Source organism: Variovorax monticola (assembly GCF_051216855.1).
Lineage (GTDB): Bacteria > Pseudomonadota > Gammaproteobacteria > Burkholderiales > Burkholderiaceae_C > Variovorax.
Genome location: NZ_JBPJZP010000003.1, coordinates 392333 through 412791 on the forward strand (window position 1 = coordinate 392333; position 20459 = coordinate 412791).

Genomic DNA, 20459 nt, shown 5'->3' on the forward strand with positions numbered 1-20459 from the left:
GGATGCCCTTGGGGCGCCAGGCGCCAGCGGTTGCGCGTGCGCGGCGCCTCATGGAAAGAGACGATCCACCGCACGGAATGTTCAGCCGGGTGCGCGCTCGCCTTGCGCCATCGCAGAGGCACCGGCGCCCTGGTGCCAACCGCCGCCCATGGCACGGTAGAGCGCGACCCTGGCCTGCAGGCGTGCCATGCGCAACTGGACCGACAGGTCTTGCGCCCCGTACAGCGTGCGCTGCGCGTCGAGCAAGGTCAGCAGCGTCTCCGCGCCCGCGCGGTAACGCGCTTCGGACAGCTGCGCCGCCCGGCGCGCCTCGGCCAGCTCGCTGGCCTGCGCCTCCGCCTGCGCGTCGATGGCCGAGACACCGCCGAGCGCGGTCCGGGCATCGCCGAAGGCCGCGACGATCGCACCCCGGTAGTCCGCGAGCAGTTCCTCCCGCCGGGCCTCGGCCAGCTCTTGCGCGCCCGCCAGCCGGCCACCGTCGAAGATCGGCGCGGCCAGCCCCGCCGCCAGGCTGTAGATGGGGTTGTCGAAGATCTGGCTGTAGCGGCCCTGTCCGGTGCCCAGCGTCGCGCTCAGCGTGACGGCGGGCAGCAACGCCGCGCGCGCCGCCAGAACGTCGGCATCGGCGGCGGCCAGTTGCGCCTCGGCACGGGCGATGTCGGGGCGCCGCGCCAGCAAATCGGAAGGCGCGCTTGCGGCATCGATGGGAGGAACCTGAAGCGCATCGAGCCGCAGCCCGCGCGACTCTCCTGAAAGCATCGACGTGCCCAGCAGCACCGCCAACGCGGTTTCGGCGTCCGCAGCCTGCTGGCGCAACGCAGCGAGCGATCGCTGCTGCTGCGCCACCAGGCCGCGTTGCTGTGCCAGGTCCAGCGGAGATACCGCACCGGCACGGCTGCGGGACGCCACCAGCAGGAGCACACGGCGGGCATTTTCAAAGTTGCGCTCGGCGATCGAGGCGCGCTCATGCAGCGCCAGCGCCAGCAGCCATGTGGACGCCGCCCGCGCGGTGAGGCCGAGCCGCACCGTGTCGCGGTCGAACGCGCTGGCACGCACGCCCTGCACGGCCTGCTCGCGCAATGCGGCGGCGCGGCCCCACACGTCGAGTTCGTAGCGGGCGACGAAACCCGCGGCATAGGTGCTGCCGTCGACTTCGGCGTGGCCCCCCAGCCGCCCTTCCCGGCCGACGTCGATCGCGCCGGACCCTTGCACACGCTGCGCCGCGCCCGCGATGACGGCCTGCGCGTCGGCCTGCCGCACCCTGGCCCCGGCGGCGGCCAGGTCGAGGCTCTGCGCCTGCGCACGCGCGACCAGGGCGTCGAGCTCCGCGCTGCCGAAGCCGCGCCACCACTGCGCGTCGACTGTTCCGGCGCCGGCCGGTGGCGCGGCAGCCTCGTGCCATGCCGACGGCACCTGCACCGCGCGGTCGGCGCGGTCGTGCGGCACGGCACAGGCGCACAGCAGCGCCATGCAAGACAGGAAAAAGGCCGGGCGCATGCCAAGGCGAAGAAGCTGCACGCTCACTCCCCCGCCAGCGCCACGACGGGATCGAGCCGGGCGGCATTGCGCGCCGGCATGAACCCGAACACAAGGCCCGTCAGCACCGCGCAGCCGAACGCGCCGACACTCGCCGGCAGCGAGAACCGCACGGGCACGCCGCCCAGCATCAGCGCCACCACGATGCCCAGCCCCGCGGCCACGCCGACCGTGCCGCCGACAGAGGTCACGAGCATTGCTTCCGTCATGAACTGGCGCAGGATGTCGCGCTGGCGAGCGCCCGTCGCCATGCGAATGCCGATTTCGCGTGTTCGCTCGCGCACCGTCATCAGCATCACGTTCATCACGCCGATGCCGCCCACCACCAGCGACACGACCGCAATCAGGCCCAGCATCATCGTCATCGCCCGCGCGGTCTCGGTCTGCACCCGCAGCGCCTCGACGCGGTTCCATATCAGCACGCTGCGCCCCGCCTGTTGCCGCTGGAGCTGCGCCTCGATGGCAGCCGCCGTCTCCTGCGCCTTGTCGATGTCGCGCACCTGCACCGCGATCCATGTCGGGTTGGGATGGCCATAGACGCGCGTGGCGGCCGAGGACAGCGGCACCACCACCCGGTCGTCCTGGTCCTCGCCGTTGGTGGCGCCCTTGGAAGCCAGCACGCCGACGACCTGGAACGGCACCTTGTCCACCAGGATGTCCTGGCCGAGCGGGTCCTGCCCGTCGGGAAACAGGCGCTTGCGCACCGTCTCGCCGATGACCGCGACCTTGGCGATGCGCCGCTCGTCCTCGGCGTCGAACATCACGCCCCGGCTCACGCCCCAGCCGAGCACGCTCGAGAAATCGACCGTGGCGCCGCCACCCTCGGTGAGGTGGTCGATGTTGCCGCGGCGCACGACCACCTTGTCCTCGATGTAGGGCGCAACGCCTTCGACATTGGGCAACGCCCGGATGGCCAGCGCGTCGTCCAGCGTGAGCGGTGCCATCGGGTTGCGCAGGCTGGCGACCTGCGTGGCGACGAACATGGTGCGGGTGCCGAAGGTCTCGAACTGCGCCAGCACCTTCTGCTGCGAGCCACCGCCGACCGCCAGCATCACGATGACCGAGGCCACGCCGATCACGATGCCCAGCAGCGTGAGCCCGGTGCGAAACCGGTTGCTCCACATCACGCGCCAGGCGGCCCGTGTCGCCTCGCGAACCTCGGCTGGCAACGATGCGCCGGCGGTGGCGCTCGGGCGAGCGAAGACCGGCGCGGGCGCGGCGGCAGCCCCCGCGCCCGCGCCGGTGTGCTCGCCCGAGTCCGCCACGATGCGCCCGTCGCGGATCTCGACGACGCGCCGTGCCTGCGCGGCCACCGCGCGGTCGTGCGTGATGAGGATGATGGTGTGGCCCGCGTCCGCCAGTTCGTGCAGCAGCGCCATCACTTCGGCGCCGCTCCTGGAGTCGAGTGCGCCGGTGGGCTCGTCGGCCAGGATGATGCGCCCGCCGTTCATCAGCGCCCGCGCGATCGCCACGCGCTGCTGCTGCCCGCCCGACAGCTGGTGCGGGCGGTGGTCGAGCCGCGCGCCCATGTCCAGCCGCTCGAGCAGCGCGGTGGCGCGCGCGCGCCGTTCGGCCTCGGGCATGCCCGCGTAGAGCGCCGGAATTTCGGTGTTCTCGCGTGCCGACTCGCTGGGCACCAGGTGGTAGCCCTGGAACACGAAGCCGAAGGCCTCTCGGCGCAGCCAGGCGAGGGCATCGGCATCGAAGCCGGCCACGTCCTGGCCATCGAACAGGTAGCGCCCGGCGCTCGGCCGGTCGAGGCAACCCAGGATGTGCATCAGCGTCGACTTGCCCGAGCCCGAGGCACCGACGATGGCCACGAACTCGCCCGCGTACAGGCGCAACGAGATGCCATGCAGCACGGTCGTGGCCGGGCTGCCTGCCTGGGCCTCCTTGCCGCCAAGGTCCCGGCGCCCGCCGTACGACTTGCGAATGTCCTGCAGCTCGATCAGCGGCCGCGGCGCGCCCGTCATGGCTTCGCGGCCCTGGCCCTGGCGATGACGATGCGCTCGCCTGCCTGCGCGCCTTCCAGCACCTGCGCGTACAGCCGGTTGCGCACGCCGATGCGCAGTTGCCGTGCCTCGACCTTGCCGTCGGGGCGCAGCACGCGCGCGGTGAAAAGGTCGGTGCTGCCGGCTACCGGCACCAGCGCGGCGAGCGGCACCGAAAGCACGTCCTGCGCAGCGTGTTCCACGAAGGCCACCTTGGCCGTCATCTGCGGCATGAGCTCGCCGTCGGCGTTGTCGACGTCGAACAGCGCCGTGTAGACCACCACCTTGCTCGCCGCACCGGAGGGCCTGGCGCCGCTGTCGCCGCCCGTCTTGTTCTCGGGCACCGGCGGCGCGGGCAGCAGCTGCCGCACACGGCCCTGCCAGCGGCGCTGGCTCTCGCCGAGCGTGGTGAAGTACACCGGCATGCCGGTCCCGATGCGCCGCACGTCGGCCTCGGACACTTCAGACCACACCGTCATCGACGAGAGGTCCGCCACGCGCAGCACGTTCGGCGTCTGGTAGGTCGCGTTCAGCGTCTGGCCCTCGCGCGCCTCCACCGACACCACGGTACCTGCCATCGGCGCATAGATGCGCGTGTAGCCGAGGCGGGCTTCGTCGGCCTTCAGCGTGGCCTGCGTCTGCGCAATCTGCGCCTCGACGTGTCGCACGCGCGCGCCGGCCGACGCCAGCGCGGCTTGCGCCGCCTGAACGTCCTCGTCGCGCGTGGCGCCGTCCGCCGCCATCTGGCGCTGCCTCGCATGCTGTTGCTGCGCCAGCAGGTGCTGGGCCTGCAGGTCGTCGCGCTGCGCGCGCAGCCCCGCGAGCGAAGCGCGGCCCGCATCGACCGTAGCCTGCTGCACGCTGGGGTCGATTTCCACCAGCAGCTGTCCCCGCTTGACGACGTCGCCCGGCTGCACGTGCAACCGAAGAATCTGTCCCGAAACCTGCGCACCCACATCCACATAGTGGCGCGGCTGCAGCACGCCCAGTGCCGTGACGCTCGACTCGATGCTGCCCCGCGACACCGGCACGGAATCGACGTCCGCGGGCTCGCCACGCCCCCAGAGCAGCCCCGCGCCGGCCGCTGCGCAAAGGCACGCCAGGAGCACCGCAACCACCGGGCGGCGCCAGCCGCCTCGACGCACATCACTCATGCCTGCTCCTCCTCAAGCGGCCAGACGGTGCGTGCGCGGACGCGCCCGAAAGCCCGCCAGCGGCAGCAGGCTGCCGTGTTCGCGCGACAACCGGTCCTCGCCCGGTGACGCCTCCACGCGCCGGTGCTGGCAGGACGAACAGGCCCCGTGGATCTGCACGTCGAAAGTGCCCGCCGGCGGCAGGCCGTTGCTCAGGGCCACGCGCATCAGCGCGTCCTGGAGTTCGCGGTCCTGCACCTCGGTGAAACTGCCGCATCCGCTGCAGCGCATGCGCACGCTCGTGGCGTCGGCATGGGCGCCGGGCGCCGCGTAGCGGAACACCGCCAGCGCCCCGCCGCGGCTGCGCGCCCACTCGCGCTCGACAAGCCCGGAATGCTCGAACTCCTTGAGGATGCGATAGACCGTGGTCAGGCTGGCCGAGGTGCCGCGCAGCAGCATGCGGCGAAACACCTCTTCGCCGCGTTGCCATTCGCGGCCCGCGTCCGCCAGCGTCTGGAGCACGCACAGCCGTACCACCGACGGCCGGATCCGCGCCGCGCGCAACTGCGACATGAACACCGGGCGGTGCGTCTCGTGGGTTTGCAGGCCGTCGCTCATGCGGCAAGGCTCTCCAGGTGGCCGCGCGGCCGGTCGTGCGCGATGCGCCCGGCGTGCATGGTGATGACGCGGTCGGCCAGGTGGAAGTAGCGGTCGTCGTGCGAGATCACGACCAGCAGGTGCCCCTTGGCGCGCAGCTCGGGCAGCAGCTCGGTATAGAACAGGTGGCGGAAGGTCGGGTCCTGGTCGGCGGCCCATTCGTCGAACACCAGCACCGGGCGCCCCTCGAGGTAGGCGTGCACCAGGGCCAGGCGCTTGCGCTGGCCGGTGGACAGGTCGGTGGTGGTGAAGGCGCCGTTCTTCAGGCTCACCTTGTGGGCAATTTCCAGCCGCTCCAGGTAGGGCAAGGCGCGTTGCGGCAGCACCTGCATGCTGGCCTCGCCCTGTGCCTCGTCCGGGCCGGCGGCAAGGTCCTCGAACAGGTAGAAGTCGGAAAACACCGTGGTGAAGAGCTGTCGGTAGTCGTCGCGGCGCTCGGGGCCCACGCCGGCGCCGTCGATCGCCACCTCGCCTTCGTGCGGCGCGTACAGGCCCAGCAGCAGCTTGACGAGCGTGGTCTTGCCGGAGCCGTTGTCGCCCACCACGAACACCATCTCGCCGCGGCGCAGCCGCAGGTCGATGGGCCCCAGCGCAAAGGCCTCGCCGCCCTCGGGCGCATCGAAGGCGTAGCGCACGCCGCGCAAGGCGATCTCGTGCTCGAACTTCAGCTCGCTGCCGGCATGGCCCACGTGCAGGTGCGGCTCCGGCGTGGCAAAGCGCGCCGACAGGTCGGCAATGCGCCGGAAAGCGACCCGCGCCCGGCCCACCGCCGGCAGCGCGCCCGCGATCTGGTCCATCGGCCCCTTCAGGAACAGCAGCACCAGCACGAAGCCGCTGAGCACCGCGGGCTCGGTCGGGCGGAACGAGGCCCAGCCCAGGATCAGCGCGATCAGCAGGAAGAACAGGCCCGAGCCGAATGCCGTGGCCATGACGAAGGTATTGATCGCGCGCCCGTTGACCTTGCGGATGTTGTCGACGATGCGCTCGACCTGGCCGCCGAACATGCGCTGGCGGCGCACGCGGTGCATGCGCAGCTCCTTGGCGCCTTCGCTGATCGCGCGGTAGGCCTTGTGCAGCTGGTCTTCGTGCTCGCGTGCCTTCCAGAAACCGTTCACGCCGCGGATCTGCGCCAGGGCCTGCACGGTCGCGCCAATGGCCAGCGCCGCCACCAGCACGCCGAACAGCGGCAGCGACAGGTACGCCAGGTAGCCCAGGCAGCCGAGCGCGGTGACGCAGGCGATCAGCGTGGCGGCCAGCGCGAACGCCACGTCGCTGACCATGTCCACGTCCTGGGACAGCACGGGCATCAGCCGGTGCGTGCGGTAGCGCTCCAGCGCGTCGATCGGCGCCGACAGGATCTTCTGCGCCAGGCTCTTGCGAACCTGCGCGACCACCCGCTGGCCGACGTAGTTGGTGGAGACATCGGACACCATGCGCCCGAACAGCGCCACGGCGCACAGCGCGATGAAGGTCAGCAGCAGGCCGCCGGACAGGCCGCCCTGCCGGTTGAGCACCTGGTTGATGGTGCTCAGCAGCGCGACCGTGGCCGCGCCCGCACCGATGCCCGTGACCGCCGAGAGCAGGATCCACGGCAGGAACGGCTTGAGCAGGCGTGCGAACTCGCCGTCGGGAGCGGGGGCAGTGGTCATGCAAGAACTCTTTCCGCCCGCGGGCGACTGGGGTCCGGTGGCGCGGGCAAGCCTGCCGCCGGAGCAAAACGGAGGGAGGCGGCAACGGGCCGCCTGTACCCCACTAGACGGGTGGCCGCCGCAAATGTTCATGCCGTGTTCGGAGCACGCCGGCATGAACACCGGCGCGGCCCAACCGTCCTAGCTTCATGCCTCCTGCAAATCGCCGCGCCGCCCGCGCGCTCCTTCGCCCCACGGCGCCATGATCGCCCTGCTGGAGCCCTTGTTCCGGGGCGACCTGGCGCCGCACGGCGAGGCCTTGCAGTGCGCGCCGCAACCACCTGCTGACGCGCTGCGCGTGGCCGACCTGGTGCGCTCGCCCGAGTTGCTGGGCCGCGTGCTGCGCCTGCATGCGTCGCACCTGGGTGTGGAAGGCAAGGACCTGCGCGCCGTGGCTTCGGCCTGGAGCCTGGGCTACCTCGGCCTGCTGCTGCCCCCGGTCGCGGCCGCCGCCAGCGTGCTGCAACACGGATTTCCCATGGCCGCCCACCAGGTGTGGGTGCGGCTGGGCCCGCACGCCCATCCGCTGAGCTTTCACATCCGAGAGCTGGGCCGGCCGCAACCCGGCGAGACCACCGGGGCGCGCTACGCGGCGCTGCTGCGGCACCACCTGGCGCCGCTGTTCTCGGCGCTGTGCAGCCTGGCGGGCGTGCCGGTGAAGATTTTGTGGGGCAATGCGGCGCGCAGCCTGGAGCCGGTGCTCGACCAGGCGCTGGCGCTGACCGGCGGCGCGACTCCCATCGCTGAAGACAGGCGCCAGTTGCTGCACACCGCCGCCTGGCCGGCCGGCACCCCGCAGGGCGAAGCCGCATGGACCAACCCGCTGCCGGGCCCGCAGCGCGAAATTCGCGTGGGCGGCGAAGGCAGCGAGAGCGACAAGGACCGTGAACGCACCGTGAAGCTGCACCGCCAATGCTGCCTCTTCCACCTGCTGCCGCGCGAAGGCTACTGCGGCGCCTGCCCGCTGTCGCCGGCGCACCGCTGACTCCGCCAACCGGCCCCGACCCTCTTCCCCCCACCACCAGGCGCATCTCCATGTCCACCGTACCCAAGGCAAAACTCGTCTACATCATGTCCCTGAGGAACGCGGCGGCCGACAAGGCCGGCCAGCACATCGACTACAAGGGCGGCCAGCGCTACATGAAATCGCCGCTGGAGTACCTGGCTGAAGCGCTCGACCGCACGCCGCTGGGCGACGCCTGCGCATTGGAGGCGGTGCTGTTCGACGACGACGAGGGCTCGCCGCGCGACCGCAAGGCCCTGCAGGACTACGGCTTCGGCTTCGACCCCTCGCGCCAGTGGATCTTTCCCGCCGGGCTCCAGGTGCAGGGCCGCCGCGTCAACGACATCTTCCACGGCGTGCCCTCGACCTACCGGCGGCTGCCGCTGGACGCGGCGACCGAGCGCGCCGCCGGCAAGAAGGAGTTCGAGCAGCGCCTGCTCAACCGGCTCCACGCACTGGAGGCCGACATCGTCGTGCTCGACGGCCTGCTGGTGATCCTGGACAAGCTGGCACGGCCCGAGAGCCCCTTCTTCCGCCGCATCGCCAACATCCATCCCGGCATCACGCGGCTGGGGTCGCCCTTCGAGCGGCGCGGCGCCTGGGCCACGCTCGACGCGCTGTACGGCGCCAGGGGCCAGCGGGTGGTCGACTGGCGCACGCGCGAGACGGTCGCGGTCGAGCCGGTGCTCAAGACCGGCGCCTCCTTCCACTACGTGGACACCGGCATCGATTCCGGCGAGGTGATCTTCGACGTGCTGGGCACCGACATCGACCCCGCGGACACCATCCTCGAGCTGCGCTGGAACAACTTCAACCGCAGCCTGTTCCCCGCGCTCCACCAGGGCCTGGCCCTGATGGCCGAGACCGTGCCCGCGTGAACATCCGGCGCCGCCGGGCGTCTTCTTACACACGGCCCAGGGCAGGCCGCCGCACGCGGCGAGCCGCCCCCCATCACAGGAGTTGATTTCCATGCCACACGTCCATGATCTGGTCGGGATCGGGTTCGGCCCGTCCAACATCGCCCTGGCCATCGCGCTCGAGGAAAAGCGCCCCGCCGCCCGGCCGCTCGATGCGATGTTCATCGAGAGGCAGCCGAGCTTCGCCTGGCACCCGCACATGCTGCTGGACCATGCGCACATGCAGATCTCCTTCATGAAGGACCTTGCCACGCTGCGCAACCCGACCAGCCGCTTCACCTTCATCAACTACCTGCATGAAAAAGGCCGGCTGACCGATTTCGTCAACCTGAAGAGCTTCTTCCCCAGCCGGCACGAGTTCAACGACTACCTGTCGTGGGCGGCCGAGCAGTTCGAGCACGCCTGCGCCTACGGCGAGGAGGTGTTCGAGGTGCTGCCCGAGGACAGGGGCGGCGAGGTGGCGCTGCTGCGCGTGCGCTCGCGCAACCCTGCGGGCAAGCTGGTCGAGCGGCTCACGCGCAACCTGGTGGTCGGCATCGGCGGCACGGCCAACATTCCCGACGGCTTTCGCACCCTGCGCAACGACCCGCGCGTCTTTCATTCGAGCAGCTACCTGCAGGACATCGCACAGTTGCCGCACGCGCGCCGCATCGCCGTGGTGGGCGCGGGGCAGAGCGCGGCCGAGATCTTCATGGACCTGCAGGGCCGCCCCGGCGCGCCGCAGGTCGACCTCGTCACGCGCGCACGCTCGATCCGCCCTGCCGACGACAGCCCCTTCGTCAACGAGATCTTCAACGCCGAGTTCACCGACTACACCTTCAGCCGCTCCGACGAAGAGCGCGCCGCGCTGCTCGACGAGTTCTGGCACACCAACTACGCGGTGGCCGACCTGGCGCTGATCCAGCAGATCTACGCGGCCTTCTACCAGCAGCGCGTGACCGGCGGCAACCGCCTGCGCCTGCTGCGCCGGCACGACATCCGCAACGTCACGGCCGACGGCCAGGGCGTGCACCTGGCGCTGTGGGACCGGAACGCGCTGCGCGAGCACACCGTGCGCTACGACGCCGTGGTGCTCGCCACCGGCTACGCGCGGGAGCACCACAAGGCGCTGCTCGCGCCGCTGGCGGGCTACCTGGGCGACTACGAGGTCGACCGGCACTACCGCGTGCTGGCCGCGCCAGGCTTCCAGCCGGCCATCTACCTGCAGGGCGCCTGCGAGGATTCGCACGGGCTGAGCGACACGCTGCTGTCCGTCACGTCGCTCAGGACGGGCGAAATCGGCAGCGCCCTGCTGGCCACGCCGGCCGGTGCGGCGCCGCAGCCGAGGCCGCAGCCCGAAGCGCTCCAGACCTGACAACCCCGTCGCGGGCGGCCGCGCCTGAAAAAAGTTGGCGCGGGGGTGTCTCTGTTTGATGAGTTCGAACGTCTTACTCATAGATGCGCCAGCGACCGGACCAGGACCGAAAACCAGGCCGGCATCCGCACCTGAATGTGAATACGTCGTAATTCGAAAAACTGGAGTTGTTCTTCTATGCGTCCCCTGCCTCGTCAACATCTGCTGAACGCCGCGCTCGCTGCGGCGTTCGGTTCCGTTCTCACCGCCTGGGCACCCCCGGCTTCCGCGCAGGCGTCCGGCCAGGCCGTGGCGCAGGTGTTCGACGTGCAAGTGCCGTCGCAGGCCCTCGGCGCCGCGCTGAACGAGTTTTCGCGCCAGACCGGCGTGCAGGTGTTCGCCGCGGGCGACGTGGTCGCCGGCACCAGTTCGCGCGCCGTGGCAGGCAGGCTGACGGTGGAGCAGGCCCTGCGCCAGATGCTCGCCGGCTCCTCGCTGGAAGCCACGCGCACCGCCAACGGCGGCTTCGCCGTGCGCCGCGCCGCCGACATTTCCGGCGCCCCGAACACGCTGCCCGCCGTGCAGGTGGTGGCCAACGCCGACGAATCGCCTACCGGCCCCTTCCCCGGCTATGCAGCGCGCCGCACCGCCACGGCCACCAAGACCGACACCCCGGTGCTCGAGGTGCCGCAGTCGATCTCCGTCATCGGCCGCGAGGAAATGGACGCGCGCGGCGCGCAGGACGTCATGGAGGCCATTCGCTACACGCCCGGCGTCACCACCGGCATGTACGGCCCCGACAACCGCGGCTGGGAGTACATCCTGCTGCGCGGCTTCGCCACCACCTACGGCGTCTTCAGGGACGGCCTCGCCCAGCCGCCGTTCGGCCCCACCTACTACCTGACCGAGCCCTATGGGCTGGAGCGCGTGGAGGTCTTGCGCGGCCCGGCATCGATGGTGTTCGGCCAGGGCGACGCGGGCGGCATCGTCAACCGCGTGAGCAAGCTGGCCAACGGCGAGCGCATCCGCGAGATCGAGCTCCAGTACGGCAGCTTCCAGCGCAAGCAACTGGCATTCGACCTGGGTGACCAGATCGGCAACAACACCGACCTGAGCTATCGCCTGGTCGGCGTGAGCCTGGACAGCAACGACCAGGACCGCTACCCCGACGGCCGCAAGCTGAACCACACGCGCAGCTACATCGCGCCTTCCGTGCGCTGGCAGCCCAATGCCACCACCTCGCTGACCGTCTTCGGCGAATTCCTCAGGAACAACACGGGCGAGGACCCCTACTACCTCACCCAGAACTACCGTCTCTACCCGATCAAGGTGGGCGACTACAGCTTCGGCCAGCTCAAGCAGACGTCGAGCGCCATCGGCTACCGCTTCGAAACGGCACTGAACGACAGCTGGACCCTGCGCCAGAACTTCCGCTACAGCCAGATCGACCTGAGCCGGCGCGTGGTCTGGGCCGACTCCATCGGCAAAGACCAGCACACGCTGGCGCGCATCGCCAGGACCTGGAACGACCCCGTGGACCTGGCCGCGCTGGACACCAACGTCCAGGGCAAGCTGCGCTACGGCTCGGTCGAGCACACGGTGCTGCTGGGTGTGGACTACAGCGACCAGAAGGGCAAGCAGCGGCGCTTCATCGGCGCGGCCCCCGACCTCGACCTGTTCGCCCCGGTCTACGGCCAGGCCGTGACGCTGCCCACCGAGCCGCTGAGCAACCTGTCCCAGTCGACGCGCCAGACCGGCTTCTACGCCCAGGACCAGATCAAGTTCGGCGAGAACTGGGTCGTCACCCTCGGCGGGCGCCAGGACCACGTGCGCCAGATCACCGACAACCACCTGGACTTCACCCACACCCGCAAATCGGACAGCGCGTTCAGCGGCCGCGCGGGGCTGACCTACCTGCTGGGCAACGGCTGGGCGCCCTACGTCAGCTATGTCACGTCCTTCCTGCCCAACAGCGGCGTGGACATCAACAGCGAACCCTTCAAGCCCAGCCGCGGCAAGCAGGTCGAGGTGGGTGTCAAGTTCCAGCCCGTGGGCACGCGCACCCTGTTCACCGCCGCGGCCTTCGACCTGCGCAAGACCAACGTGGTCACCGCCGACCCGGCGACCTCCGAGGAACGCCAGACCGGCAAGCAGCGCTCGCGCGGCATCGAGCTGGAGGCCAAGGGCGAAATTGCGCCGGGCCTGAACATTGCCGCCGCCTACACCTGGCTGGACATGAAGGTGCTCGCCAGCCTGGACCCCGACGAGGTCGGCAAGATCCCGCCGCTGGTGCCCAAGCAGTCCGCCTCGGTGTGGCTCGACTACACCCTGGGCAACGGCCTGGGGTTCGGCGGCGGCGTGCGCTACATCGGCAAGCGCCAGAACGACGAGCAGAACACAACGTTCGAACGCGGCGTGACGCTCATCGATGCGTCCGCGCACTACGAACGCGGCCCGTGGCGCTTCGCGCTCAACGTCTCCAACCTGGCGGACAAGAAGTACAACGCGATCTGCTACCACGGCGAGTGCTACCAGGGCACACGCCGCGCGGCAACCCTGACGGCGCGCTACAAGTTCTGACCTGACGGCAGCCCGCCGCATTCGTCATGCGGCAGGTCTGCCGCATTCGTCATGCAGCAGGTCTGCCGCCGGACGAATGCGGCGGCCCCCGTCAACCCGCGGCCATTGCAGCACCCCTGAGCTGCGCATCGCACAGGGCCGCATCCAGCTGGCCCAGCAGCGCCGGGTTGCGCACGATGCCCTGGTGGTCGGCGTCCACCTCGAGCGAGGCACGCGCCTCGCCCCCGAACTGCGACAGCAGCGCGGTCTTCTCCGCGGCAGCTCTTCCTTTCTTCCACCAGAAATGCGGCGCCACGTTCAAGCGCGGGAACGCGCCGATCTTTTGCGTGATCGCGTTCATGCGCCGGGTGGCCACGATCCCCTGGACGATGTCGGCCGGCCGCATGCCCATGCCGGCCGCCGCCACGATGTGCGCGACGGCGTCGCGCACGGTCTCATCGGAGCCTGAGCGAACGGGCTCGAAGCGGTCGAGCATCGCGTCGACGGCTTCGCGGCCCATGCGGGCGTCGGCCGTGTCCTGCACGAAATCGCGAAAGTCGAGGTACCAGCCGTGCGGATCGAAGCGCTCGTCCAGCAGGAAGCTGTCGATCATGCCGAGGAAGGCCACGTCGACGCCCTCCTGCTCCAGCAGGCTGGCGACATGCACCGCGACCACCGCGCCCAGCGACCAGCCGACGATGCCGACCGCCCCTTGCGGCCGCGTCCTGCGGATGGCGTCGGCATAGAACCGCGCCATCTGCTCGATGGAATCCAGCGCGTCGATGTCGTCGGTGTAGCTCAGGCCGTAGACGGCGCGCGTGCCTTCCAGGTGGCGCGCCATCGGCCGATAGTCGATCGGGTGGCGCAGCGCGGGCGGCACGCAAAAGAGCGGCATCGCCTGCGCCGGCCCGGCATGCGCGTTGAGCAACTGCACGGGCTGCGGCGGCGCGCCGATGTCCAGCTGCGCGACCAGCCTGGCGATCGTCTGTTTCTCGAGCAGGTCCTGCAGCGACATCTGCACGCTCAGCACACGCGACTTGTTGATTCTGGCCAGCAGCCTGAGCGCCACGAGGGAATCGCCGCCCAGCTCGAAGAAGTTGTCGTGGCGCCCCACGCGCGGCACGCGCAACACCTGTGCCCAGATGGCGGCCAGCGCGGCCTCCAATGCGCCCTGCGCGCCCTCCTGCGGCGGTTCCACGGGCGCCTGCGCCACCCCGAACTCCGGCGCCGGGAGCGCCTTGCGGTCCACCTTGCCGTTCGCGTTCAGCGGCAACGCCGCCAGCGCCACCAGCGCCGCGGGCACCATGTAGTCGGGCAGCAGCTCGCCGAGCCTGAGGCGCAGCGGCGCGGTGTCGAGGCCGTGCCCCGACACATAGCCCACCAGCCGCGCACCCGAAGGGCTTTCGCTGGCCACCACCACCGCCTCGCGCACGCCGGGCTGCGCCAGCAGGCTGGCCTCGATCTCGCCCAGCTCGACCCGGAAACCGCGGATCTTCACCTGGTGGTCGATGCGCCCGAGGTACTCCAGCTGGCCGTGCGCGTTCCATCGCACCAGGTCGCCCGTGCGATAGAGCCGGCCGCCGGCGTCGTCGAACGGGTCCGCCACGAAGCGTTGCGCGCTCAGGCCCGCACGCCCCAGGTACCCGCGCGCCAGCAGCGCGCCGCCGATGCACAGCTCGCCCGCCGCGCCTTGGGGCACCGGGCCGAAATCGGCGCCCACCACGCGCAGCGCGCGCCCGGCCAGCGGCACGCCGATGGGCATGCGCTGCGGCAGTTCGTGGCCGGCCTCCAGGTACGGCGCGCAGTCCAGCACCGACGCGGTGACCGTGGCCTCGGTCGGCCCGTAGGTGTTGAGCAGCGTGACCCCGCCCAGGCCCGCCGTGCGCCAGGCGTTGAGCCCTTCGCTCGGCATGGCTTCGCCGCCCGCATGAACCTGCCGCAGCGCGCCATAGGAGCGCACGCCGTGCCGCGCGAAATCCTGCGCGAGCAGCAGCCAGTAGGCGGTGGTGAGATCGGCCACGCTGATCTGCTTGTCGATGAGCTCGCGGTAGAAGGTGTCGCTGTCCCACAGCAGCGGCCCGCGCAGCACGATCGCGGCGCCCGCGACGAGCGGCGCGAAGGTCTGCTCGATGAAGCCGTCGAAGTTCAGCGTCGAGAACTGCAGCATGCGGTCCGCCGGCGTCAGGCCGAAGAAGCGCACGGACTCCTGGGCGTGCCGCACCAGCGCCCCGTGCGCGATGCCGACGCCCTTGGGCTTGCCGGTGGAGCCCGAGGTGTAGATCAGGTAGGCCAGGCTCTCGCCATGCAGCGCGACCTGCGGGTTGTGCGCGGGCCACGCGGGCTGGCCCGAGTTGTCGAGCGCTGGCGCATCGCAGTCCGCCGTGTCCAGCGCCAGCATCGCCAGCGCCCGGCCGAAGGGCAGGCGCGCCGCCACGCCCGACTGCGTCAGCAGCAGCGCGATGGCGCTGTCCTCGGCCATGTAGGCCAGCCGGTCCGCCGGATAGCCCGGGTCCAGCGGCACGTAGGCGCCGCCCGCTTTCAGGATCGCGAGGATGCCCACCATCATGTCGATGGAGCGCTCCACCGCGATGCCCACCCTGGCCTCGGGCTTCACGCCCAGCGCCATCAGGCGGTGCGCCAGGCGGTTGGCCCTTGCGTTGAGTTCGCCGTAGCTCAGCGTGCGCTCGCCGAACACCAGCGCGGGCGCCAGCGGGCTTTGCGCGGCATGGCGCTCGAACAGGCGGTGCACGGGCTGCGCATCGTCGTGGCGCCGCGCGTTCACGCCCCAGGCCGACAGCTGCGCGCGCTCGGCCGGGCTCGACAGGTCGATGTCCGAGAAGACCCGGTCCGGATCGAGCGTCAACGCGCCGAGCAGGCGAACGTACCAGCCCGCCAGCCGCGCCACGCTCGCCTCGCCGAACAGGTCGGTGTTGTATTCGATCTGCGCGTGCGCCTTCGTCGGCTCGATGAAGAAATCCAGCGACAGGTCGAACTTGGCGCTCGCGTTGTCGGCGCCGATCTGCTGCGTGCGCGCCTCGCCGAACGCGAGCTCGGCCGCGCTGTCGCTCATCTGCACGCCGAACATCACCTGGAACAGCGGGTTGCGCGACGCGTCGCGCTTCTCGTGGCGGCTGGCCAGCAGCGCCTGCAGCGGAAGGTCCGCATGCGCCAGTGCGCCGAGCGCATCGCGACGCACCCCGCGGCAGATGTCGCGCAACGTGGCGCGCGGCGCAAGGCGCGCCCTGAACACCTGCGTCGTGATGAAGAACCCGACCAGGTCGCGCACCTCCTCGCGATGCCGCCCGGCGTTGGCCACGCCGACCGCAAAGTCGTTCTGCCCGCTGTACCGGCCCAGCAGCATCTGCCACGTCGCGAGCAAGACCATGAAGGGCGTGCACTTCTCGGCGCGGCAGAACTTCTGCAACGCCGCCGCCAGCGCGGGCTCCAGCGCAAAGCGATGCACGGCGCCGTTGAAGGTCTGCCGCGACGCACGCGCGCCCTCGAGCGGCAACTCCAGCGGCGGCACGTCGGCGCCCAGGTGGGCGTTCCAGTAGTTCAACTGCGTGGCCAGGCCATCGCCCTGCAGGCGCTCGCGCTGCCACAGCGCGTAGTCGGCGTACTGCACCGGCAAGGCCGGCAGCCGCACGGCCGCGCCCGACGCCGATGCCAGCCGGTAGGCCGACGCAAGGTCCGCCGACAGAAGGGGGTTGGACCAGGCGTCCGACACGATGTGGTGCAGGCAGACCGCCAGCACATGCGCGTGGTCGGACAGCCTGATCAGGCGCGCCACCAGCGCGGGGGCGGCCTCCAGGTCGAACACGTGCAGCGCCGTCTCGCCCGCGAGCGCGTCGGCGCGCGCCTGCCGCCCGGCCTCGGCCTGCCCCGACAGGTCGACGCGCTGCAGCACGAATGCCGCGTTGCGCAGCATCTGCTGCATGGGCACGCCGTCTTTCTCGAAGAAGCGGGTGCGCAGGATGCCGTGGCGATCGATCAGGGCCTGGAACGCACGCTCCAGCGCGTCCGCGTCCAGCGGGCCGTGCAGGTTGAACCTGCGCGGCAGGTTGTACGCCGTCAGCCCCGGCGCCAGGCGCTGCAGGAACCAGAGCTGCTCCTGCGCGGGCGACAACGGCACCTCGTCGCCGTCGGACACGCGGTGGCGGATGCCGTCGTCGTCCTCCCACCCGTCGTTCTCCGCCCCGTCGTTGCTTGCCGAAATCCGCTGCGCCGCGTGGGTGCCGTTCATCGCTGTTCCATCCTGCATGTCAAACCGATCCTGTGCATGTGCATGTGCATGTGCATGTGCATGCGCTGTGCAACCCGCCGCTCATGCGGCGGGCGCATCCATGCGCCGGGCCTCTTCGTGAGTGCGCGCCCATGTTTCCATTCGCTCGGTGTCCGCGCCCTCCATCGCCCGAAGCGCCGCCGCCAGCGTGGCGACCGAGGGATGGTCGAACACCAGCCCCGGCGCCACATCGACGCGCAGCAGCTTGCGCAGGCGCGCCACCAGCTTGATCACCAGCAGCGAATGCCCGCCCAGTTCGAAGAAGTCGTCGTCCACGCCGATGGCGTCGCGCCGGACCAGCGTGGCCATGCACTCGGCCAGCACCGATTCAAGGGCGTCGCGCGGCGGCGTCACCACCGCCGCAGCCGCCGTGCCCGCCATGCCCGCGCCCCGCTCGTCGGCACCTGCCGCGGCCCGCAACGACTGCCGGTCGATTTTTCCGTTCGGCAGCCGCGCGAACTCCGCGACGAAGGTGCAACGCGCGGGCACCATGTGCGCCGGCAACAGCGTGGCCAGCTGCCCCGTCAGCGCCGCACGGCCGGCCTCGGATGCGAGCGCTGCGTCGGCCACGACGAAGGCCCGGAGCTCGGCGTCGGCACCGCCGCCGGCCGGCGCCAGAACCAGAACCACGGCCTGCCGCACGCCGGGCTGCGACAGCAACACCGCCTCCACCTCGGCCGGCTCCACCCGAAAGCCCCGCACCTTGACCTGGTCGTCGGCGCGTCCCGCCAGGCGCAGCCCCCCTTCGGGCAGCACGCACGCCAGGTCGCCCGTGCGGTAGAGCCTTTGCCCGGGCAGGAACGGATCGGCCACGAAGGCGCCCTCCACCTCCCGGTTCAGGTAGCCGCGGCACAGCTGCGCGCCGCCGACGTACACCGCCCCGAGCGCGCCGGCAGGCACCGGTTGCAAGGCCTCGTCCAGCACGTGGACACGGTTGTTCGCCAGCACGCGAGACAGCGGCAAGACCGAAGCCGCGCCCGAGAGCGCGGACGCGGCCGCCGCCCCGCCTGCGGACACCCGGTGCACCATCACACCCACCGTCGTTTCCGTGGGGCCGTAGTGGTTGTAGACCACGGTCTGCGGTGCAAGCCGGGCGATGCGCTCGATGAGCGAGCGCGGTGCGGCCTCGCCGCCCAGCACCAGCGTGGCGGGCAGCTGCGGCGCCTCGTCTTCCAGCAGGGCCTCCAGGTGGGAGGGCACCATCTTGAGTGCGTCGACGCGGCGCTCGCGCATGAAGTTCGCGAAGGCGTGCGCGTCCTTCACGTCGCCCGGTCCTGCCACGACGAGGCAGGCGCCGTTGTGGAACGCGCTGAAGAGCGCCGTGTTGCCCAGGTCCGCGACGACCGAGCTGGTGAGCGCCCAGCGGCGGCACCGGCCCAGGTCCATGGCCGACGACACCGCGGCCACGTAGTTGAGCAGCTGGCCCTGCTCGATCACCACGCCCTTGGGCGTGCCGGTCGAGCCCGAGGTGTAGAGCACATAGGCCAGGTCGTGCAGGGCGGGCCGGTGTGCCGGCACGCTGTCGGCCGCGCCGCCGAGGTCCTTGTCGTCCATGGCGTCCATGGCGTCCAGCGAAACCTGTCGCCACGGCACGGGGCCGGCCGGCAACGGCACGGCGGCATGGAGCACGAGCGACGGCCTGGCATCTTCCAACACGGCCTGGCGGCGGGCGGCGGGCCACTCGGGGTCCAACGGCAGGTAGCCCGCTCCGATTCGCCAACTCGCGAGCATCGCCACCAGCAGGTCGGCCGAGCGCGGCAGGTCGAGCGCCACCAGCGTGCCTGCCACGGCCCCCCGGGCCCGCAGGCCGCGCGCCATGCGGTCGATTCGCGCATCGAATTCGCGGTAGCTCAGCCGCACATCGCCAGCCTCCAGCGCGGGCGCGTCCGGCGTCGCGCGCGCCCAGCCGGCGACCTGCTCGCCCAGCGTGAGGGTTCCGAAGTCGGCCACCGCGCCATGGGCCGCGCGCAGCAGCAGTTCGCGCTCGCGCTCGCCGACCAGCGCAAGACCGCCGACCGGCGCATGCGGCTGCGCCAGGGCACTCGCCAGCAAGGTGGCGTACTGCCACAGCAGCCGCTCCAGCGACTGCGGCGAGTGGCGCGCTGCATCGGCATGCACGCGCAGGGAGACCCCCTGCCCGGGCTGTCCGGCCTGCCCGATCTGCCCGACCTGCAGCGCCAGCTCGAAGCAGGGCGACGGCCCGGGCGCGGCCTCCACGCGCCAAGCCATGCCGCCCTGCAGCCGCACCGGCGCCTCGTCGAACGTGAACCCCACGTCGAGGTGCGCGGACATCGGCGGCGCATCGATCGCCCAGTACTCCTGCGCCTCGGTGTGCGCCTCGAGCGTTGCGCCCAGGCGCGCGAGCCAGTCCGTAAAACGCGTTTCGGGCGCGATGTCCACCACCATCGGCAGGATCTTCTCGAACACACCCACGGCGCCCTGCATCACTTCGTAGTCGCGCCGGCAATCGTTCTGCCAGCCGGCAACGAACGGCCGGTGGCCCGCCAGCCGCGCCAGCAGCAGCCACCACACGGCCTGCATCAGCAGCGCCGTGTCGCATCCGTTCTGCCCGGCCACTTCCTGCGCGCGGGCAGCGAGCGTCGCGTCAAGAGGCAGCGTGTGGCGGATGCGTGCGCGCACGCCCGCCGGCGTGGCCTCGCGCTCCCCGTCCATGCGGGTGTTCAGCCGTGGCGCCTGCAGCGCGTCGGCACCTTCGATGCAGGCACGCCAATAGGCGCGCCCTTCGACCGCTTCGTCGGCGCCGTCGAGGTCCTGGCGCCATTCGACGAACTGCGCGTACTGAAAGACCTCGTCCGCATCGACGGCCTGCCCCGTCAGGCAGGCCGTGGCCACCTGGTCCAGCAAGCCGTGCAGGCTGCCCTTGTCCGCGGCGAACACGCTGGCCACCAGCAGCAGCTTGTGCCGCGTTTCGCCGACCCGGGCGATGCCGACGCGCAGCATCGCGCCGCTTGCAACGTCCAGCGGCGCTTGCGTGCAGGCGGCGCTCCAGTCGGCCAGCGCGGCCGCGCAGTCGGCGCGGTCGGCGCCACCGCGAAGGTCGATCCTGTGCCATTGCAGCGGCGGCGCCGCATCGCCCGCCTGCTGCCGCAAGCCACGGAAACCCGGCACCTGCAACACCGCCGCGTGCAAGGCGCCATGGGCTCGCACCACCGATTGCACCGCGGCCTCCAGGCGCGCCGCATCGAGCTCGCCTTCGATGTCGGCCAGCAGCACGAGCTTGGGCGCGCCGATCGCGGCCTGCTCGCCGTGCTGGGCCCAGACGGCACGCTGCTCGGGGCTGAGCGGCAAGGACGAAGAAGACGAAGAGGAAGAAGAATGGTGCTCGAACATCGCAGCCAT

Annotated in this window: 11 protein-coding genes; 4 read left to right on the forward strand and 7 right to left on the reverse strand. The window is 71.0% G+C overall.

Annotated elements, in window-relative coordinates; genetic code table 11:
- Positions 1-81: 81 nt before the first annotated feature.
- The 5 genes from ACSFA5_RS13090 to ACSFA5_RS13110 are packed head-to-tail and all read right to left on the reverse strand — an operon-like array spanning position 82 to position 6966.
- Complete coding sequence (locus ACSFA5_RS13090) at positions 82-1497, reverse strand: efflux transporter outer membrane subunit (RefSeq protein ID WP_435444469.1); 1416 nt, start codon at positions 1495-1497, stop codon at positions 82-84.
- A 23-nt stretch (positions 1498-1520) separates the two neighbouring features.
- Positions 1521-3509: an ABC transporter permease gene (locus ACSFA5_RS13095; protein WP_435444470.1), complete on the reverse strand. Its 1989-nt coding sequence runs from the start codon at positions 3507-3509 to the stop codon at positions 1521-1523.
- Positions 3506-4681, reverse strand: coding sequence for an efflux RND transporter periplasmic adaptor subunit (locus ACSFA5_RS13100; RefSeq protein WP_435444471.1), 1176 nt, complete (start codon positions 4679-4681; stop codon positions 3506-3508). Before ACSFA5_RS13100 ends, ACSFA5_RS13095 begins: the two co-directional genes overlap by 4 nt.
- Before the next feature lie 12 nt (positions 4682-4693).
- Entirely contained in the window at positions 4694-5278 is a 585-nt protein-coding gene (locus ACSFA5_RS13105) for a Fur family transcriptional regulator (protein WP_435444472.1), read from the reverse strand.
- Positions 5275-6966 carry a cyclic peptide export ABC transporter gene (locus ACSFA5_RS13110; protein ID WP_435444473.1) on the reverse strand — a complete coding sequence of 564 codons (1692 nt, stop codon included), beginning with the start codon at positions 6964-6966 and terminating at the stop codon, positions 5275-5277. The genes ACSFA5_RS13105 and ACSFA5_RS13110 overlap by 4 nt, the downstream gene beginning before the upstream one ends.
- Positions 6967-7207: 241 nt before the next feature.
- On the opposite strand from ACSFA5_RS13110, the gene fhuF reads away from it, so the two are divergent.
- From fhuF to ACSFA5_RS13130, 4 genes are all read left to right on the forward strand, one after another.
- On the forward strand, positions 7208-7990 hold the full coding sequence (fhuF, locus tag ACSFA5_RS13115; RefSeq protein ID WP_435444474.1) for a siderophore-iron reductase FhuF: 783 nt from the start codon (positions 7208-7210) through the stop codon (positions 7988-7990).
- A gap of 50 nt (positions 7991-8040) precedes the next feature.
- Positions 8041-8886, forward strand: coding sequence for a N(5)-hydroxyornithine transformylase PvdF (locus ACSFA5_RS13120; RefSeq protein ID WP_435444475.1), 846 nt, complete (start codon positions 8041-8043; stop codon positions 8884-8886).
- A 91-nt stretch (positions 8887-8977) separates the two neighbouring features.
- Positions 8978-10279, forward strand: a complete 1302-nt coding sequence (locus ACSFA5_RS13125; protein WP_435444476.1) for a lysine N(6)-hydroxylase/L-ornithine N(5)-oxygenase family protein — start codon at positions 8978-8980, stop codon at positions 10277-10279.
- Between the two features lie 177 nt (positions 10280-10456).
- A complete protein-coding gene (locus tag ACSFA5_RS13130) occupies positions 10457-12838 on the forward strand; it encodes a TonB-dependent siderophore receptor (protein WP_435444477.1) in 2382 nt (793 codons plus the stop codon).
- Between the two features lie 91 nt (positions 12839-12929).
- Here the strand turns inward: ACSFA5_RS13130 and ACSFA5_RS13135 are convergent, their stop codons facing one another.
- Together ACSFA5_RS13135 and ACSFA5_RS13140 are read right to left on the reverse strand one after the other, a co-directional pair.
- Positions 12930-17060, reverse strand: a complete 4131-nt coding sequence (locus ACSFA5_RS13135) for an amino acid adenylation domain-containing protein (RefSeq protein ID WP_435444478.1) — start codon at positions 17058-17060, stop codon at positions 12930-12932.
- 81 nt (positions 17061-17141) lie between these two features.
- The gene (locus tag ACSFA5_RS13140) at positions 17142-20459 is read right to left on the reverse strand and encodes a non-ribosomal peptide synthetase (RefSeq protein WP_435444479.1); all 3318 of its coding nucleotides are present in this window, start codon (positions 20457-20459) and stop codon (positions 17142-17144) included.